Source organism: Nitrobacter winogradskyi Nb-255, from assembly GCF_000012725.1.
Taxonomy (GTDB): Bacteria; Pseudomonadota; Alphaproteobacteria; order Rhizobiales; family Xanthobacteraceae; genus Nitrobacter; species Nitrobacter winogradskyi.
On sequence record NC_007406.1, the window covers coordinates 434563 to 452557 of the forward strand.

The 17995-nt window shown below is 62.8% G+C and carries 15 protein-coding genes; 7 read left to right on the top strand and 8 right to left on the bottom strand.

Features of this window, described 5'->3' with window-relative positions; all coding sequences use genetic code 11:
• Positions 1 to 494 precede the first annotated feature (494 nt).
• Entirely contained in the window at positions 495 to 3356 is a 2862-nt protein-coding gene (gene secA, locus NWI_RS02020) for a preprotein translocase subunit SecA (protein WP_011313721.1), read from the top strand.
• A 223-nt stretch (positions 3357 to 3579) separates the two neighbouring features.
• Here the strand turns inward: secA and NWI_RS02025 are convergent, their stop codons facing one another.
• The 4 genes from NWI_RS02025 to NWI_RS02040 form a co-directional block, all read right to left on the bottom strand.
• The gene (locus tag NWI_RS02025; protein WP_011313722.1) at positions 3580 to 5058 is read right to left on the bottom strand and encodes a L,D-transpeptidase family protein; all 1479 of its coding nucleotides are present in this window, start codon (positions 5056 to 5058) and stop codon (positions 3580 to 3582) included.
• 323 nt (positions 5059 to 5381) lie between these two features.
• A complete protein-coding gene (locus tag NWI_RS02030) occupies positions 5382 to 6344 on the bottom strand; it encodes an acetyl-CoA carboxylase carboxyltransferase subunit alpha (protein ID WP_011313723.1) in 963 nt (320 codons plus the stop codon).
• Between the two features lie 235 nt (positions 6345 to 6579).
• Complete coding sequence (xerD, locus tag NWI_RS02035) at positions 6580 to 7539, bottom strand: site-specific tyrosine recombinase XerD (RefSeq protein ID WP_011313724.1); 960 nt, start codon at positions 7537 to 7539, stop codon at positions 6580 to 6582.
• 115 nt (positions 7540 to 7654) lie between these two features.
• Entirely contained in the window at positions 7655 to 7801 is a 147-nt protein-coding gene (locus NWI_RS02040; RefSeq protein WP_011313725.1) for a hypothetical protein, read from the bottom strand.
• Between the two features lie 291 nt (positions 7802 to 8092).
• Here NWI_RS02040 and NWI_RS02045 point away from each other — a divergent pair, with 291 nt between their 5' ends.
• The 3 genes from NWI_RS02045 to NWI_RS02055 are packed head-to-tail and all read left to right on the top strand — an operon-like array spanning position 8093 to position 11238.
• A complete protein-coding gene (locus NWI_RS02045; protein ID WP_011313726.1) occupies positions 8093 to 8737 on the top strand; it encodes a shikimate kinase in 645 nt (214 codons plus the stop codon).
• Entirely contained in the window at positions 8734 to 9885 is a 1152-nt protein-coding gene (aroB, locus tag NWI_RS02050) for a 3-dehydroquinate synthase (protein ID WP_011313727.1), read from the top strand. Before NWI_RS02045 ends, aroB begins: the two co-directional genes overlap by 4 nt.
• A 3-nt stretch (positions 9886 to 9888) precedes the next feature.
• A complete protein-coding gene (locus NWI_RS02055) occupies positions 9889 to 11238 on the top strand; it encodes an HlyC/CorC family transporter (RefSeq protein WP_011313728.1) in 1350 nt (449 codons plus the stop codon).
• 128 nt (positions 11239 to 11366) lie between these two features.
• Here the strand turns inward: NWI_RS02055 and NWI_RS02060 are convergent, their stop codons facing one another.
• The 3 genes from NWI_RS02060 to NWI_RS02070 all read right to left on the bottom strand — a co-directional run bounded on the left by NWI_RS02060 (position 11367) and on the right by NWI_RS02070 (position 13375).
• Positions 11367 to 11684 carry a PilZ domain-containing protein gene (locus NWI_RS02060; protein ID WP_011313729.1) on the bottom strand — a complete coding sequence of 106 codons (318 nt, stop codon included), beginning with the start codon at positions 11682 to 11684 and terminating at the stop codon, positions 11367 to 11369.
• Positions 11685 to 11687: 3 nt separating this feature from the next.
• The gene (locus NWI_RS02065; protein WP_011313730.1) at positions 11688 to 12821 is read right to left on the bottom strand and encodes a DUF2336 domain-containing protein; all 1134 of its coding nucleotides are present in this window, start codon (positions 12819 to 12821) and stop codon (positions 11688 to 11690) included.
• Between the two features lie 278 nt (positions 12822 to 13099).
• The gene (locus NWI_RS02070; protein ID WP_011313731.1) at positions 13100 to 13375 is read right to left on the bottom strand and encodes a BolA family protein; all 276 of its coding nucleotides are present in this window, start codon (positions 13373 to 13375) and stop codon (positions 13100 to 13102) included.
• A 112-nt stretch (positions 13376 to 13487) separates the two neighbouring features.
• Between NWI_RS02070 and NWI_RS02075 the strand changes: the two genes are divergently transcribed.
• On the top strand, positions 13488 to 14135 hold the full coding sequence (locus NWI_RS02075) for a J domain-containing protein (protein WP_041344663.1): 648 nt from the start codon (positions 13488 to 13490) through the stop codon (positions 14133 to 14135).
• A 39-nt stretch (positions 14136 to 14174) separates the two neighbouring features.
• On the opposite strand, the gene NWI_RS02080 is transcribed toward NWI_RS02075, so the two are convergent.
• Positions 14175 to 14498, bottom strand: coding sequence for a polyhydroxyalkanoic acid system family protein (locus NWI_RS02080; RefSeq protein WP_011313733.1), 324 nt, complete (start codon positions 14496 to 14498; stop codon positions 14175 to 14177).
• A 421-nt stretch (positions 14499 to 14919) separates the two neighbouring features.
• Here NWI_RS02080 and cobS point away from each other — a divergent pair, with 421 nt between their 5' ends.
• Positions 14920 to 15918 carry a cobaltochelatase subunit CobS gene (gene cobS / locus NWI_RS02090; protein WP_011313734.1) on the top strand — a complete coding sequence of 333 codons (999 nt, stop codon included), beginning with the start codon at positions 14920 to 14922 and terminating at the stop codon, positions 15916 to 15918.
• Positions 15919 to 16051: 133 nt separating this feature from the next.
• A complete protein-coding gene (gene cobT, locus NWI_RS02095) occupies positions 16052 to 17959 on the top strand; it encodes a cobaltochelatase subunit CobT (RefSeq protein ID WP_011313735.1) in 1908 nt (635 codons plus the stop codon).
• Positions 17960 to 17995 lie beyond the last annotated feature (36 nt).

Consider the following 17995-nt stretch of genomic DNA (forward strand, 5'->3'; position numbering starts at 1 on the left):
ATCCCGCGCTCCCGCCACCGTTGACAACCCACGGGGCCGGCCATATTTCTGCCGGACGGTCGACAGCAAAGGCTGGTTCTGGCTATCCTTTTGCGATTGAACCCTGGGTCGCCGAATTTTAACCCATGATGCGGACGCTCGGCTTTCGGGACTTTCAGCCCTGATGCGTCACGATGAGTTGAGTTGATAGGTGGCCCGTGCGGTGGTTCCGAAGTCGCGGCGGTAAGGTGCTGCAAAGCCAAGGCGCGCTTCGGTTCGGACACCAGAGTTTGCTTCAGCTGCGCTGAAACAGACTTGTCGCTTATCTTTTGTTGGAGCGTGATCTTTTCCGAAAACCGGTTTCCACTTTTCGGATCATGCTCTAGAGCGTTTTGAGCGGGATTGCCGGTTCGCGTGAAGCAAACTCGTTGCCGCTTCTGAATTCCATCAGAAGCGGAGGGCCCAGGAGACGACCACATGGCTGCAACGGCGAATCGCGAAGACAGGAATTTGGGATGATCGGCGCGTTTGCCCGCAAGTTTTTCGGTTCCGCCAACGATCGGCGGGTCAAGGGGTATCAATCCCGCGTCAAGGCCATCAACGCCCTGGAGCCGGAAATCGCCGCGCTGTCGGACGATGCGCTGCGGGCGCGCACCGCCGAGTTCAAGCAGCAGCTCGCGAACGGCAAGACCCTCGACGACCTCCTCGTTCCCGCCTTCGCCACGGTGCGCGAGGCCGCCAAGCGAACGCTCGGCCAGCGGCATTTCGACGTGCAGTTGATCGGCGGCATGGTGCTCCACGAGGGCGACATCGCCGAAATGAAGACCGGCGAAGGCAAGACGCTGGTCGCCACGCTCGCCGTTTATCTCAACGCGCTCGCCGGCAACGGCGTTCACGTCGTGACCGTCAACGACTATCTCGCAAGCCGCGACGCCGGCTGGATGTCGCAGGTCTACTCTTTTCTCGGCCTCACCACAGGCGTGATCGTGCATGGCCTCGACGACGTCGAGCGCAAGGCGGCCTATGCCTGCGACATCACCTACGGCACCAATAACGAATACGGCTTCGACTATCTGCGCGACAACATGAAGTATCGCCTGGAGGATATGGTCCAGCGCGAGCACTTCTTCGCCATCGTCGACGAGGTCGACTCGATCCTGATCGACGAAGCGCGGACGCCGCTGATCATTTCCGGCCCTCTCGACGATCGCTCCGAGTTCTACAACACCATCGATACCTTCATGCCGAATCTCGAAAAGGTCGCTGACTACGAGATCGACGAGAAGCAGCGCACGGTCGCGCTCACCGAGGCCGGCATGGAGAAGATCGAGACGCTGCTGCGCGAGGCTGACCTGCTCAAGGGTGACTCGCTCTACGACGTCGAGAACGTCTCCGTCGTCCACCACATCAACCAGGCGCTGCGCGCGCATTCGCTGTTCACCCGCGACAAGGACTATATCGTTCGCGGAGGCGAGGTCGTCATCATCGACGAATTCACCGGCCGCATGATGCCGGGCCGCCGCTACTCGGAAGGACTGCATCAGGCGCTGGAAGCCAAAGAGCATCAACCGGTGCAGCCGGAGAACCAGACGCTCGCCTCGATCACGTTCCAGAACTACTTCCGGATGTACAAGAAGCTCGGGGGCATGACCGGCACCGCGGCGACGGAAGCCGACGAACTCGCCGACATCTACAAGCTCGAGGTCGTTGAGATCCCGACCAACCTGCCGATCGCGCGTCTTGACGAGGACGACGAGGTCTACCGGACCCAGAACGAGAAATACGCCGCGATCCTGGCCGAGGTCGAACGCGCCAATGCGCGGATGCAGCCCGTGCTGGTCGGCACCGCCTCGATCGAAAAATCGGAAGTGCTCGCCGACTATCTGACGAAGCATGGCTACAAGCAGATCGACTTCGGCGATCCGAAATCGATGCGGAAGCTTTACGCCGCTGCTCGCGCCGGCAAACCGGCCAAGCTTTTCGCGGTGCTGAACGCCCGCTTCCATGAGCAGGAAGCCTATATCGTCGCCGAGGCAGGCGTGCCCGGCGCGATCACCATCGCCACCAACATGGCCGGTCGCGGCACCGATATCAAACTCGGCGGCTCGCTGGAGATGCGCGCCCAGTTCGAGACGGCCGACATCGCCGACGAAGCCGAGAAGCAGGCCAAGATCGCGGAGATCAAGGCCGATATCGAGCGCTTCCGCGGCATGGTGCTCAAGGCGGAGGAAGTCGTCGAGATCGAGCCGGCCAAGGGTTCGAAGCCGGCCAAGACCGTGACCCATCCCGGCGGGCTCTATATCATAGGCTCCGAACGCCACGAGTCGCGGCGCATCGACAATCAGTTGCGCGGCCGCGCCGGCCGTCAGGGTGATCCCGGCCGCTCGAAGTTCTTCCTGTCGCTGGATGACGACCTGATGCGGATCTTCGGATCGAATCGGCTCGACACCATGCTGCAGCGGCTTGGCCTCAAGGACGGCGAGGCCATCACCCATCCCTGGATCAACAAGGCGCTGGAGAAGGCGCAGCAGAAGGTCGAGGCGCGCAACTTCGACATCCGCAAGAACCTGCTGAAGTATGACGACGTGCAGAACGATCAGCGCAAGGTGATCTTCGAACAGCGCGTCGATCTGATGAAGAACGAAAGCGTGGCGGAAACCGTCGCCGACATGCGCCATGCGTTCGTCGAGGATCTGGTCGCCAAGCATGTTCCGGAAAACCAGTATCCCGAGCAGTGGGATGTCGCCGGCCTTAAAGAAGAACTGAAGCGCGTGCTCGACGTCGAACTGCCGGTCGACGAATGGGCCGCGGAAGAGGGCATCGCGGGCGAGGAGTTGCTGTCGCGCATCGAAAGCCGCGTCGACGAGCATATGGCGGCCAAGGTGGGGCAATGGGGTCCCGACGTCATGCGCTACGTCGAGAAGACCATCCTGTTGCAGACACTGGATCATCTTTGGCGCGAACATCTGGTGATGCTTGACCATCTGCGCCAGGTCATCGGTCTGCGCGGCTATGGCCAGCGCGATCCGCTGCAGGAATACAAATCGGAGGCTTTCTCCCTGTTCGAAAGCCTGATCGCCCATCTGCGCGAGGCGGTGACGGGGCAATTGATGCGCGTCGAGATCGTGCCGCCCGAGGAGGAGCAGCCGGCGCTGCCTGAGATGGAGGCCCACAAGCTCGATCCGAACACCGGCGAGGACGAGATGGCGCTCGCGCAAAGCAGTTTTGCCAGGGCGTCACTGGCGTCGGAGGGGAGTGAGGGCCGTTCCCGTCGTGACCCGAACGATCCGGAGAGTTGGGGCAAGGTCGGCCGCAATGAGGATTGCCCCTGCGGTTCGGGCAAGAAGTACAAGCATTGCCACGGCCGCTACGCGTGAGCCCTTCCGGCCGCGGCCTTCACTCCTGCCGGTAAGCGGCCCCTTCGAGGGTTTCCGGGCGAAGCATATCCAGTCTGGATACAAGTCCTTGTCTCGACCTTTACGTACCTGGCCTGACCTTGAGGATGAGTACCGGCTCGCGTGAAGCCAGCCGCGCGTCAGATCGAATCATGGAGCTCTGCTTCTGATCCGATCAGAAACGAAAATGCTCTGGTGCCGGGTATTACGGGTTTACGGAGAAGCGGCTGTCGAACGAGTTCGATGACGCCGCGGGCGCAGCGCTCTGAATCCGGGCCGGCGAAGCCGACACATTCGTGGATCCCGATTGCGGACGCGCGGTTGCGACGTGTTCGGACCTGGGTGTTTTTTCGGCCGTCTTCTCTGTCGTTTTGGACGCAGCGCGCTTTGCTCCGACCGGGCGAGAGGAAACGCTGCGCGCCGGAGTCGCCGTCTTGGGCCTGGCCGAGACAGATTCGCCGGGCGTGGCCGAAACGGCCGCCTTGGTCGTGGCCGTGGTATCGGCGTCTCCGAAACCCATCTTGTGCGCAAGATTGGTGAAGATGTTGCTCGGTTTGGAGGGAGCGAGCAGGGCCGACGACGGCCGTACCTCAGCCTCCGGTTCATACGAGGTCGCGGCTGTCGCTGGCGCGGAGTTGCGCGGCGGATTGACTGTCGGTGGAATGGTGCCGGGCGCAGCCGAGAAGGCCGTGGCCTTCACGTCGGATTCGCCGGGGTCTGAAAGCCCGGTCTGGCCGCCCGGCAGTTTGGCGGCGAACACCCGGTTCATGCCGCCGTCGATTCCGGTGTTGAGTCTGGCGACCGGCGCCCCCTTCGAGATCAGCCTGGCTATTTCGGTGTTGTCGCGCTGCTGTTTCTCGCGTACGGCGCTTGCGATGTTGTCGGGCACCGTATAGGCGGGGCATCTCGCCGAGGCGTTGAACTCGAGCGGCCGGGTTGAGCCGGGCGGAGGCGCCGGATCGAACACGTACTTACGCTCGCAGAATGCGACCTTCGGTTCTTGACGCGTTACCTCGAAATGATCGTTGCCTTCCTTGATCATCTTCCAGAACGGCATGTTCGGATTGTTGCGGTGCTTCGCAAGATTCGCAGCCGTCATGCGGAACGGATAGGCTTGGAGCTGGAAGGCGCGCTGACCGCCGAAGAACGACTCCCGCCCCACGGCGTAGATCTCGGCGATCTGCTCGTCGGTCATGGCGTAGCATCCGCGCGAGGAACAGTCGCCGTGCACCATCAGTTGGGAACCGGTGCGTCCCAATGACTTGTCGAACTCATTGGGGTAGCCGGTGTTGAAAGAGAGGTAATAGGAGGAGCGCGGGTTCATCTGCGCGGGCGTGATGCTGTAGAATCCCTCCGGAGCCTGACGGTCTCCCTCGCGCGTCTTGGGGCCGAGATCTCCGGACCAGCGGCAGATCGGGTAGCTCTTGAGCAGTGCGAACTTGCCGGATCGGTCCTGCTTCCAGACTTCGAGCTCGGCCTCCTGTTTGAACAGCCGAATCAGGATCGGCGATTGCAGTTCCATGTCCTTCGCGGTCATGGCCGCGACGAGCTTGGGCGAGACCGGCCGGTTGGCCTTGGCGTTGCTCGCGAGTGAGGCGTCGTCGGTGTTGCAGCCGGCCAGAAGCGCGCTGCCCATCAGCACGGCGGAGGTCATGATCGTGCGAGCGATCGAACGATTGATCAAAGCAAAGCTCCGCTAGGACGGGCAAGCCTGCACCCCGAATTCATGGCGTCGTGCCCCAAGCCATTGAATAAAATAATATCCTTAAGCATCTGTGCTCGCAAGCCGAGCGGAACCGAACGAGGTGAACTCCGACCTCGATGGTGAATGGAGACTAAATATTCCGGACGGGGCTGAATTAGGGCGCTTCGGCGGCTTCCGGAAAAGCCGTGTTCTTGAACGGAGCACACCCGGAAGGGTCATGGATTTCCGGCTGAACCCGTTGACCTGTCGATCCCGTAAAGAGGGCCGGAATGCGTTTCGCCGGAAGAAAGCGCAGCGTGCGCTCAGCCCAGTTTACGCCCGATATCGATAAACTTCTGACGGCGCTGCTGACGAAGCGAATCACGGTCGAGGTTGCGCAGATCGTTCAATGCGCCGGCGATGGCGTCCCCGGTCAGCGCGATAACGGCGGCGGGATCGCGATGCGCGCCGCCGGCCGGTTCCTTGAGGATGGCGTCGATCACGCCGAACCGCAGCAGATCCTGCGCGGTGATTTTCATGTTGGTCGCGGCTTCCTGTGCCTTGCTGCTGTCGCGCCAGAGAATCGACGACGCCGCTTCCGGCGAGATCACGCTATAGATCGCATGTTCCAGCATCAGCACGCGGTTGGCGGTCGCGATCGCGATCGCGCCGCCGGAGCCGCCTTCGCCGATGATCACGGCGATATTGGCGACGCCGAGCGACAGGCACGCGTCGGTCGAGCGGGCGATCGCCTCGGCCTGGCCGCGTTCCTCGGCGCCGATGCCGGGGTAGGCTCCGGCGGAATCGACCAGCGACAGCACGGGAATGTCGAAACGGTCGGCCATATCCATCAGCCGGACCGCCTTGCGGTAGCCTTCGGGGCGCGCCATCCCGAAATTGTGCTTCAGGCGGCTTTCAGTGGTTGCGCCTTTCTCCTGTCCGATGACGCAGATGCTTTCGCCGCGGAAGCGTCCGAAGCCGCCGATCAGCGCCTCGTCCTCGCCGAACTTGCGGTCGCCGGCCAGTGGCGTGAACTCGGTGATCAGGCCCTTGACGAAATCGGAGAAGTGCGGGCGCTGCGGGTGCCGCGCCACCTGGGTTTTCTGCCAGGGCGTCAGGTTGGCGTAGAGATCCTTCAAAGCCTGCGCGGCCTTCTCCTCGATGCTGGAAATTTCCTCGCTAATGTCGCTGCCCGACGCGGCGAGCGCGCGCAGTTCGTCGATCTTGGAATCGAGCTCGGCGACGGGTTTTTCGAAATCGAGGTAGCTGCGCATGGGATCGGGCATTCCAGCAGTATAGAGACGGAGGCGCGTGGAGGGGAAATCTGTCGAGGAGAGAGAAAGGTCCTTTTATTCAAATATTTAGGAGACAGGTAAAACGTGTCTTCGAGGGCGGGTCAAGTGCGGGTGGTGCGAGCGCTCTTTCGCGGCTGATCAGCGTTGAGTCAAGGGCGAAGCGGGGCGCGCGGAGTTGAGGCCTTCGGCGGTGGGGCCGCGGAATGGCGTTCGCGATGAGCACCGGTCATGCTTCCGCCAGCGGGTGCAGATCGCGCACCAGGCTTTTCAGGCGCTCTTCCACGACGTGCGTGTAGATTTGCGTGGTCGAGATGTCGGTATGGCCGAGCAGGGTCTGCACGATCCGCAGGTCCGCGCCGTTGTGCAGCAGATGGCTCGCGAAGGCATGGCGCAGCACGTGCGGCGAGACCAGCCGTGGCGCGAGGCCGGCCGCCGCCGCGAGTTCCTTCAGCTCGCGCGCAAAGTGCTGGCGTGTCAGGTGGCCGCTTTCGCCAAACGACGGAAACAGCCAGCTCTGTCGCGGCGACGCGGCCTTCCCTGCGCCGCGCTGATCCGCCATCGTCTGGAGATAGTCGGCCATCGCCTGTCGCGAGGCGTTGTTCAGCGGCACCAGCCGTTCCTTGTCGCCCTTGCCGCGCACCACGATCATGCGGGCGTCGCGCCGCGCCGCCGACAGCGGCAGGGAGACCAGTTCGGAGACGCGCAGGCCCGTAGCGTAAAGCACTTCCAGCAGGCAATAGAGCCGCGCCGCGCGCAATCGCCGGGCAGGTGGGGCGTCCAGAGATTCGGCGTCCGCCTTCGCGCGCCCGAGCAGGCGGTCGACATCCGCTATCGACAGGACTTTGGGCAGGCTGCGTCCGCGCTTTGGCCCTGAAAGGATAGCCGCGGGGTCGTCGCTCCTGACGCGCTCGCTCAGCAGGAAGCGAAACAGGTGGCGCATCGCCGACAGGCGTCGAGCGACGCTCGATGACTTGAAACCCCTGAGGTCGAGGTCGTTTAGATAGTCTCTTAGCGTCTGCGTCTCGGCGATGACGAAATTCCGCCGCGCACGGGCGAGGAACGCGGATAAATCCTCGAGATCCCGGCGGTAGGCGTCGAGCGTGTTCTCGCCGGCGCCTTGCTCGGCGGCCAGCATGTCGAGGAACAGGGCGATCAACTTCGCGTCGGAGGAGTTATGTGATTTCATGCCGCGGCCTATGGCGTTTTCGAGCGAAGCGGATACCGGTTCGAATAAAGAACGCGTCAAGATAAAAAGCTCGAGCCCGACCCTGATCCCGTCAAGGCCGGAATAGCTCTAGCAGCTATTTCTTGAGAAACTTGTCCGGGTGGACGGTGACCGTCATTTCCCGCGGCGTCGGTTCGACGAAATTCGCCAGCCCGAGAATCACGCCGTACGCAATCGCGCCGAGCGCGGCGACGATGGTCAGGAAGCGGAACAGGCTGGGCATTTACGGTCCCGAGCACGATATTGGCCTTCAGACGAATGCCGCAAGTACCAACATGTTCGCAAGTCCGGTGCAAGAGTCTCTGGCAACCCCCTCGGCCAGAGTAGTATAGCTGGCCGGGAGACGGCGGTTCCGGTCTGACATCGTCCTCCGCCAAGCGTATGTTCCTAACCGGATATCAGGATCAAGAAGGGTCGTCGTGAGCTTTGGATCTGACATTCTCCGTCGGAAATCGCGAAAGGTCCGAATGTCGAATCCGTTTCGGGCGCGCAACCATGTTCCGGCAGGTGACCCTTGACGTCCGAAACCGTTTCACCGTCCAGCTTCGGAGCATCCCCCGAGACCGCCGTTGTCGCGGCGCTCGCGGGGCGGTCGCTGGCGCTGGTCGGCATGATGGGAGCCGGCAAGTCCACCATCGGACGCCGGCTGGCGGCGCGCCTCAGGATGCGATTCGTCGATGCCGACGCCGAAATCGAACTCGCGGCCGGAATGCCGATTCCCGAAATCTTCGAAACCCACGGCGAGCCCCATTTCCGGGATGGCGAGGCGCGCGTGATCGCACGGTTGCTGAATGGCGGCCCGATCGTGCTCGCAACAGGCGGCGGCGCCGTGCTGCGCGAGGAGACCCGGGCACGCCTCTCAGAACGGGCGGTCTCGATCTGGCTGAAGGCGGACGCCGAGGTGATTCTGCGCCGGGTCAGGCGCCGCGCCGACAGACCCTTGCTGCAAACGGCCGATCCCGCCGCGACGATCAAGCGCCTTATCGCCGAGCGCGAGCCGATCTATCGACAGGCGGATATCACGGTCGCCTCGCGCGACGTGCCGTATGAATGGATCGTCGATGAATGCATCGGCCTGCTTCATCGCAGGCTTTGCCGCGGCGAAATGACTCGAAATGCGATGAAAGACCCTGACGAGGGATTTGACACCACGCAATGACCATTCCGATCAAAGAATCAGACCCGATCACGGTCGATGTCGCGCTCGGTGAGCGCTCCTACGACATTGTCATCGGACGAGGCGTCCTGCCGTCGCTGGGCGAGCGGATCGCCGCGTTGCGTCCCGGCGCGCGCGTCGCCGTCGTCACCGACGCCCGTGTCGCCACCCATTGGCTTCAGCGAACCGAGGCATCGCTGACCGGCGCCGGTCTTACAACCTCGCGGATCGTCGTCGACGAAGGCGAGGTTTCGAAGAGCTACGCGGGCGTTGAATTTGTCTGTGAGGAACTGATCAAGGCCAGAATCGAGCGCAACGATCTTGTGGTCGCGCTTGGCGGCGGCGTGGTCGGCGATCTCGCGGGCTTCGCCGCCGCGATCGTACGCCGTGGTGTCGATTTCGTGCAGGTGCCGACGTCGCTGCTGGCGCAGGTGGATTCGTCCGTGGGCGGCAAGACCGGCATCAACTCGCCGCAGGGCAAGAATCTGGTCGGCGCCTTTCACCAGCCGATCCTGGTGGTGGCGGACACCGCCGTGCTGGATACCTTGTCGCCGCGCCAGTTTCGCGCCGGTTATGCCGAAGTCGCCAAATACGGACTGATCGGCGATGAGGCGTTCTTCGCGTGGCTGGAGGTCCACCATGCCGATATCGTCAAGGGTGATGCGGCGCGCGAGCACGCGGTCGCCACCAGTTGCCGCGCCAAGGCTGCCATCGTCGCCCGCGACGAGCGCGAGAGCGGCGAGCGCGCGTTGCTCAATCTCGGTCATACCTTCGGCCACGCGCTGGAAGCGGCGACCGGATTTTGCGGGCGCCTTTATCACGGCGAGGGTGTTTCGATCGGCATGGTGCTGGCCGCCGAACTCTCGGCGCAGCTCGGAATGATAGCGGCCGCCGACGTGTCCCGTATCGAGAGGCATCTGGCGGCGGCGGGTCTGCCGACGCGCTTGCAGGACATCGCCGGCTTCAGGCAGGAGGGCCTGGCCGATGCGGATGCGCTGATGACGCTGATGGCGCAGGACAAGAAGGTCAGGCGCGGCCGGCTGACCTTCATCCTGCTGAAGGCGATCGGTCAGGCGGTGGTGTCGTCGGACGTCGAGCCGTCGATGGTTCGGGATTTTCTCGCCCGCAAGCTGGCGGACGCGCCGGCCTAGACGATGAGTTCAACTCTCCAGATACTGCTCGCCGTGCTGCTGCTGGCCGCCAACGGGTTCTTCGTCGCGGCGGAGTTCGCGCTGGTGAAAAGCCGCGGCTACCGCGTCAAGGCGATGGTGGAACGCGGTCAGTTCGGCGCGCGGCTGATGCGCGACATCATGGGCAACATCGAGGCCTATCTCGCCTGCTGCCAGCTCGGCATCACCATGGCGTCGCTCGGCCTCGGCTGGGTCGGCGAGCCAACGGTGGAGGCGCTGCTCGCCCCCCTGCTGCGGCCGCTCGGCATGCCGGAACCGGCGCTGCATTTGACCGCCTTCCTGACCGGGTTTCTTGTATTCTCGTCGCTGCACATCGTGATCGGCGAGCAGGTGCCGAAAACGCTGGCGATCCGGCAGCCGGAGCCGGTGTCGCAGTGGATCATCTATCCGCTCCATGCCTCCTATGTCCTGTTTTATCCGCTGAACTGGCTGCTCAATTCGGCCTCGCGCGCCATCCTGCGCGCGCTTCGCGTCAAGGAAGTCTCGCAGCATGACGTGTTGACCGGCGCGGAAATCGAAGGGCTGATCGGTGAATCCGCCGAGCATGGCGGAATCGAAAGCGGCGAGGCCGAATACATCCAGAATGTGTTCCGCTTCGGCGACCTCGCGGTGTCGGACGTGATGGTTCATCGCACCGCGATGGTGACGATCAACGCCGATTTGCCTCCGGAGGATCTGGTGCGCGAGGTGCTTGCCAGCGAATACACCCGCATCCCGCTCTGGCGCGACAAGCCGGAGAACATTGTCGGCGTGCTCCATGCCAAGGATCTGCTGCGGGCGATTCATGCCTCGGAGGGCGATATAGCCCGCATCAACGTCAACGCGATCGCGCTGCCGCCCTGGTTCGTGCCGGAGATGCGTCCCGTTTCCGATCAGCTCAAGGCGTTTCGCCGCCGCAAGACTCACTTCGCGCTGGTGGTCGACGAATACGGTGAAGTCGAGGGCATGGTGACGCTGGAAGACGTTCTCGAGGAGATCGTCGGCGATATCTCCGATGAGCACGACGTGGTTGTCGCCGGCGTTCGGCAGCAGGCCGACGGCTCGGTGGTGGTGGATGGTTCGGTGCCGATCCGCGATCTCAATCGCGCTATGGACTGGCATCTTCCGGACGAGGAAGCGACCACCATCGCGGGCCTCGTGATTCATGAGGCGCGTTCGATCCCCGAGCGGGGTCAGAATTTTACCTTCTACGGTTTTCGCTTCAGGGTTTTGCGGCGCGAGCGCAACCGCATCACGGCGCTGCGCATTCAGCCGGTGCCGCGCGGAGGGGAGGCGATCGAGAACAGGCCGAAACGCACGGGAATGTTGTCCTGACGAGCGCGGGAGTTTCGCGATCGCTGGCGGCTGTGCGTTTCTGACTCGATCAGTAGCGCGGGCGCTATGGCGTTTTCAAGCGAACAAGATAGCGGATCAGCGCGCCGGCCTTATCACGATCGGATTTGTCACGAATCGGATTTGGCAAGTGTCCGGCCTTTCTTCTTGCCCGGAACCTTGTCCTCAACGAACCTGACGCCGATCTCGTCGCCATTGACGCGGACGAGTTCACAGCGGCGAAAGGCGAGACCGGTCGACGACAGAAGCAGGAAGAATTCCTTGAGGTTCAGTCCCTCGATCGAGTCCTTCACCCGGAGCCGCGCGCCATTGTTGGAGATGTCCAGCATGGTGCATGGCCGTTGCCAGGTTCCGTCGATTCCCATCATCAGGACGGAGTAGCCGGTGGCGAAGGTCACCCGATCCGCTTTTCGGTTGCCCCAGCTCATGACTCAGATATCCGAAATGGCGACCGCCGTGTCCGGCGCGTCGGCCTTCCTCGCCGAGCCGCGGGCGGACCAGAAGCGGATGGTGCGTTGCGCCGACGACAGAGAGAGCGCGTCGAACACTTCGCGGCCGTTCTCGAATTCCTGCGCCGTCAGGGGACGGCAATGCGGGCGATTGCGAAGGATCATGTGGGTCGTTGACCAGTTCAACCGCGCGGCCTTGCAGGCGACGATCAACCCGTCGGGGCGAGGGTTGGCGAGCAGGGGCTCGATGGCTTCGATTCTCACCGAGTTCAGAAGCGAGAGCGCGGCGATGATGTGGGTATATTCGCTCTGTATCGCAAACCGGTTGATGGTCTGGTCGCCCAGCTTTCCGGCGCGGTTCAGGGCGAGCACCATCGATTCCGATTCCGCGTAGTTGACCGGCGCCAGGCTCGGAGAGGCGATCTGCTCGACCACGGATTGGATCGCCGCCTGAATCCTTGCGCGCATTTCAGGGGGCGCGACCTTGAGCAGACGTTCGCGCACCGCCGCGCTGGCTCGGGAAAGGAGTTCGCGGAGCACCTTGATCGGGACGTCCAGTCGCAGCCCGAGCTTCTCGGCGAGCGCGTCGTCCTTTTCTGAGCTTTCAACCAGGACCGCGTAGCCGCGTTCGGAAAAGCGCGCGCCGGTATTCCTCGCCAGCGTATGGGAGACCCGCGTGTCGCCGCGTTTGAGCAGCGCGTCGGTCACCCCTTCGCTCAGGGTTTCGCGGTGGGATATGGCGAGCAGATGCTGCGGTCCGCGCAGGCTCGCGATTTCAATGAGGTCGCCCTCGGACAGCCGGGCTGATCGTGCCAGAACCGGTACCGCGACCGACGCATCCTGATGATACGCGAGCTGCCGGACCGTCTCCTTCGGCGCGAGGCTTGAGCCCGACAGGTTCGTGCTGAGCTGCGCCAGCGCGCGCGCCTCCATCTGCTCCATCAGCCGGACCAGAACGTCATCGAAGACGCCGATTTGATTTTCGTTGAGCCGGTCGGCGTCGGACAGAAACAGATCGGTCACCTGGCGAAGCATCTGGAGCCGCCGCTCGGACGAGCCGCCCTTCACCGCACTTTCCAGTTCCGCGATGAGCGCCGTCGAGGCTGCTTCGGCCATGGATGATTCCAGCGAGTGGGATCCGAATGCGTTACGTCCTACTGCGTTCGCGTTTTACCGTAACACGAAGGTAGTCTGTGCCGATGTACTGAAAAGCCGGTTAATTTCCGATAAAAGTGGCATCTGAATTTTGAGTGAGGCGGACGCGGCCGGCGATACGCTGCCTTGAAGCGGCTCCTGGCGGACGAATCGGATAGGGCGACGACCGATGCCGGCCGACGACCGTCGGTCAGCGACATGTCCGACCAGAACGGACTTTCCGTCCGTATAAGAGGCGTTCAGCGCTGCTGTTCGCCCGGCGCCATCGCCCGAATCGCCAGCGCGTGAATGGGGCCGTCCAGTTCCGCGGCGAGCAGCGTATTGATCATGCGATGACGCTCGACCCGGCTCTTTCCTTCGAAGGCCTGCGATACAATATGAATACGGAAATGCGTCTCGCCGCCCGGCCGATGGCCGGCGTGACCCTCATGAAGATACGACTCGTCGGCGACATCGAGGCTTTCCGGAGCGAAAGCTTCGCTGAGTTTCTTTGAGATGTTATCCTTGACGCTCATGGCGGGCGACTTAACGCTTATCGTTTCTTTCCGTCAATGGCGCGGACGCCGGCCGGAATAAATGCGATGTCAAGACTTGAAGCCTGGAGCATTGCGGTGTCAAAGACAGATCATGCCGATAGACACGTCGAAATTCTTCGATAGCATCCGCATCAAGCCAAGGGCCGGTGCGAAGCAGCCGCGTATGCGCGAGCGCGAAGAAGTGATCGCCTGCGAGTGGCCGGACTGTCAGAGCAGGGGACCGCACCGCGCACCGAAAGGCCGCGGCAACGAAGGCGGGTATTTTCATTTTTGCCTCGACCACGTCCGGGCCTACAATCAGTCCTATAATTTTTTCCAGGGCATGAATGCGGAAGCGGTCGCGCGCTATCAGAAGGATGCGCTGACCGGCCATCGCCCGACCTGGAAGATGGGCGCGAACGGCGCCAAGGGCAAAGGCAGGGCTGACGCCATCGACGCCGAGGGCGTCGCTGATCCCTTCAGCGTGTTCGGCGAACTCAACGGCCGTGGAAAATGGCGTTCCGGCCCGCAGTTCGAATCCAAACCCGAGACGCGCAAGATCTTCAATGCGGAGCGCAAGGCGCTGCAGGTGTTGGGACTCGGCGCCGACGCCACGCTCGAAACCGTCAAGGCGAAATACAAGATGCTGGTCAAGCAGCATCACCCCGATGCCAACGGCGGTGACCGGTCGACGGAAGATCGCCTGATCGAGATCATCAAGGCGTATAATTACCTGAAGACGGTCGTGCGCGGCGCGTGAGGCGTCTCGCCGGTTGTTGTCGAGCTTTGTCGCAACCTCTTAGCTTTCATCCGTCTTCTTCTCGAGCATCAGCGTGCCTTTTTTCTGGATGACGCCCTGAATCCCTTGAGCTAGGCGGCTGAGCAGCCATGGCAATGTCACTTCGAGACGAACGTGATCTTCGGACACGTCCAGAATTCCTGATACCTGCTGTTTCAGGGCCGTGACGGAAAAGACCAGGCGGTCGCCGCTCCACACCTCTTCATTGACCTGGATCAACTGGGCGTATTGCGTTCGGGCGCTGCCGAGCCCCGCTTTCATCCGGCGCAGCGCTTCATCCTTGCCGAGACGGTGGGGAATGGAAACCACGAGAGGTCTGGTCATGATCACTCCGATGATGGCTACGGCGTTTTCGAGCGAAGCGGTGACTGTTCGCATGAAGAAAACGCGTCAAAACAACAATCTAGCGGGCTCGTTCCTCCGCGGGACGGCCTCGGGCCGCGCGGCAAGTAAAGACGGAGAAACAGACGAATCCGGCGTCTTCGATCCCCGGCTGTTCAAATGCGCGATGAATCGGTCACGATTTCCCAGGTTCAGAAGTTTCAATTTGGCCGAATAGGACGTTGATTCGCAAAAGAGCCCTCCAAAATCTGCATATGGTGCTTATCTCGATGATATTCCAATGGAACTTTGATCTCGCGGCGGGCTTCTGCCGGCTGCCTCTCTCTGCTAAATTTCGCGAGCCTCTCGTCCGCAGCCATGCGCAGTCCTGGTTTCGGGAGCGCGCCCGAACCTCGGAGGATTGATGACGACCGCCGCCATAACCAATACCGAGACTCCTACCGGCCTTCCCGACATGAAGGTCTCGGTGCGGCAGGTGTTCGGGATCGACAGCGATCTCGAAGTCCCCGCCTATTCCGGGACCGATCCGCATGTGCCGGATGTTGATCCCGACTACCGGTTCGATCGCGCGACCACGCTGGCCATTCTCGCCGGCTTCGCCAAGAACCGCCGCGTCATGGTGACCGGCTATCACGGCACCGGCAAGTCAACCCATATCGAGCAGGTGGCGGCGCGGTTGAACTGGCCTTGCGTGCGCGTCAATCTCGACAGTCACATCAGCCGGATCGATCTCGTCGGCAAGGACGCGATCGTGCTCAAGGACGGCAAGCAGGTTACCGAGTTTCGCGACGGCATCCTGCCCTGGGCCTACCAGAACAACGTCGCGTTGTGCTTCGACGAATACGATGCCGGCCGTCCGGATGTGATGTTCGTGATCCAGCGCGTGCTGGAATCCTCAGGCCGCCTGACGCTGCTGGACCAGAGCCGGGTCATCAAGCCGCATCCGGCGTTCCGCCTGTTCGCGACCGCGAACACCATCGGTCTCGGGGATACGTCGGGTCTTTACCATGGCACCCAGCAGATCAATCAGGCGCAGATGGACCGCTGGAACATCGTCACCACGCTGAATTATCTGCCGCACGACAACGAGGTCGAGATCGTGCTGGCCAAGGCCAAGCATTATCGCACGCCGGAAGGTCGCGATATCGTCGGCAAGATGGTGCGGCTGGCGGATCTAACGCGCAACGCCTTCGCCAACGGCGATCTCTCGACGGTGATGAGCCCGCGCACGGTCATCACCTGGGCGGAGAACACCGAGATATTCGATGATCTGGGCTTTGCCTTCCGAGTCACGTTCCTCAACAAATGCGACGAACTCGAGCGACCGCTGGTCGCTGAATTCTACCAGCGCTGCTTCAATGTCGAACTGAGCGAATCCGCGGTCAATGTGGCTTTGAGTTGAGACGTTTTCATCTCTCCCCGCGAGCGGGGGAGAGTTCTGCAAACCCGGCGGCGCACCAGCGCGCCTGAGCGAGCCGGGCGAGGGATTTTTTTTTGGCTGTTCGCGCCCATAGGGGACCACCGTACAGGTTTTCATGAGCACCGCATCACCCAGCAACAGGTTTCGTGCCTCGCCGAAGGAGGCGCCGACAGAGCCGTTCAAGCGCGCGGTCACCTCCTGCCTGCGCGCGATCTCCCGGCGGCCGGAGCTTGAGGTAACCTTTGCCATCGAGCGGCCCGGCCTGTCGCCAGGCAAGGCGCGGCTGCCCGAGCCCGGACGCAAGATGAGCCGGCGGGACGCGGCGATCGTGCGCGGGCATGCGGATTCCATCGCGCTAAAGCTCGCGTGTCACGATCCGAAGGTGCATCGCAAGCTCATGCCGGGCAATCCGCAGGCGCGCGGCGTCTTCGACGCGGTCGAGCAGGCCCGCGTCGAGGCCATCGGCTCCCGCCGGATGACGGGCGTCGCCAGGAATCTCACCGCGATGCTCGATGATCACTTCCATCGCGGCAAGTATGACGAGATCACCGACCGGGCCGACGCGCCGTTGTCGGATGCGCTGGCGATGATGGTGCGCGAGCGGCTGACCGGCCTGCCGCCGCCCGCCGCGGCGTCCAGGCTGGTCGACCTGTGGCGCCCGTTCCTGGAAGACAAGATCGGCGCCCGGCTGGACCAGCTCAGCCATTTTACCGAGGATCAGGCGAAGTTCGGCGACCTCGTGCACGATCTGCTGTCTGAGCTTGATCTCGGTGACGACAGCCGCGCCGATACGGAGAAGGAGGAGAACGAGGACGACAACCGCGAGGGCGAGAACGATCAGTCCGGTACGGAAGGCTCGCCCGACAGCGAGGCCGCCCAGGAGATGAGCGCGGATCAGGCGCAGGACATGACCGACGACATGCCTGACGGCGCCATGGAAAGCGCGCAGGCCTCGGTGAGCGACACGTTTGACGATGGCGACCTTGCCGAGGAGGAGATGCCTGGCGAGGCGACGCGGCCCAATGCGGGCGGCGCCAACGAGCCGCGCGGCCCGGAATATCATGCGTTCGCGCCGAAGTTCGATGAGGTGATCGCCGCCGAGGATCTGTGCGACCACGATGAACTGGAGCGGCTGCGCAGCTATCTCGACAAGCAACTCGCGCACTTGCAGGGCATCGTGGCGCGGCTCGCCAATCGTCTTCAGCGCCGCTTGATGGCGCAACAGAATCGCGCCTGGGAGTTCGATCTGGAAGAAGGCATTCTCGATCCGGCGCGGCTGTCGCGCGTGGTGATCGACCCTTATCAGCCGCTCTCGTTCAAGCACGAGAAGGAGGCGACGTTCCGCGATACCGTGGTGACGCTGCTGCTCGACAATTCCGGTTCGATGCGGGGGCGGCCGATCACGGTGGCCGCGACCTGCGCCGACATTCTGGCGCGCACGCTGGAACGCTGCGGCGTCAAGGTCGAAATTCTCGGCTTCACGACGCGGGCCTGGAAGGGCGGGCAGTCGCGCGAGGCGTGGCTCGCCGCCGGCAAGCCGGTCACGCCGGGGCGGCTCAACGATCTCCGCCATATCATTTACAAGGCGGCCGACGCTCCCTGGCGGCGATCGCGGAAAAACCTCGGACTGATGATGCGCGAGGGCCTGCTCAAGGAAAACATCGACGGCGAGGCGCTCGACTGGGCGCATAAACGGCTGCTGGGCCGTTCCGAGCAGCGCAAGATCCTGATGATGATTTCGGACGGTGCGCCGGTCGACGATTCGACCCTGTCGGTCAATCCGGGAAATTATCTGGAGCGTCACCTGCGATGGGTGATCGAGGAAATCGAAACCAGATCCCCCGTCGAACTGATCGCCATCGGCATCGGTCACGACGTGACGCGCTACTATCGCCGCGCGGTGACCATCGTGGATGCCGAGGAACTCGGCGGCGCCATGACCGAACAACTCGCCGAACTGTTCAGCGAGACCCATGAGCCGCCGCCAGGTCCGGCACGGCGGCCACGCAAGCTGCATTCGTAGCCGGCAGAACCTGTTGCATTCCGGGCGGGATATCGT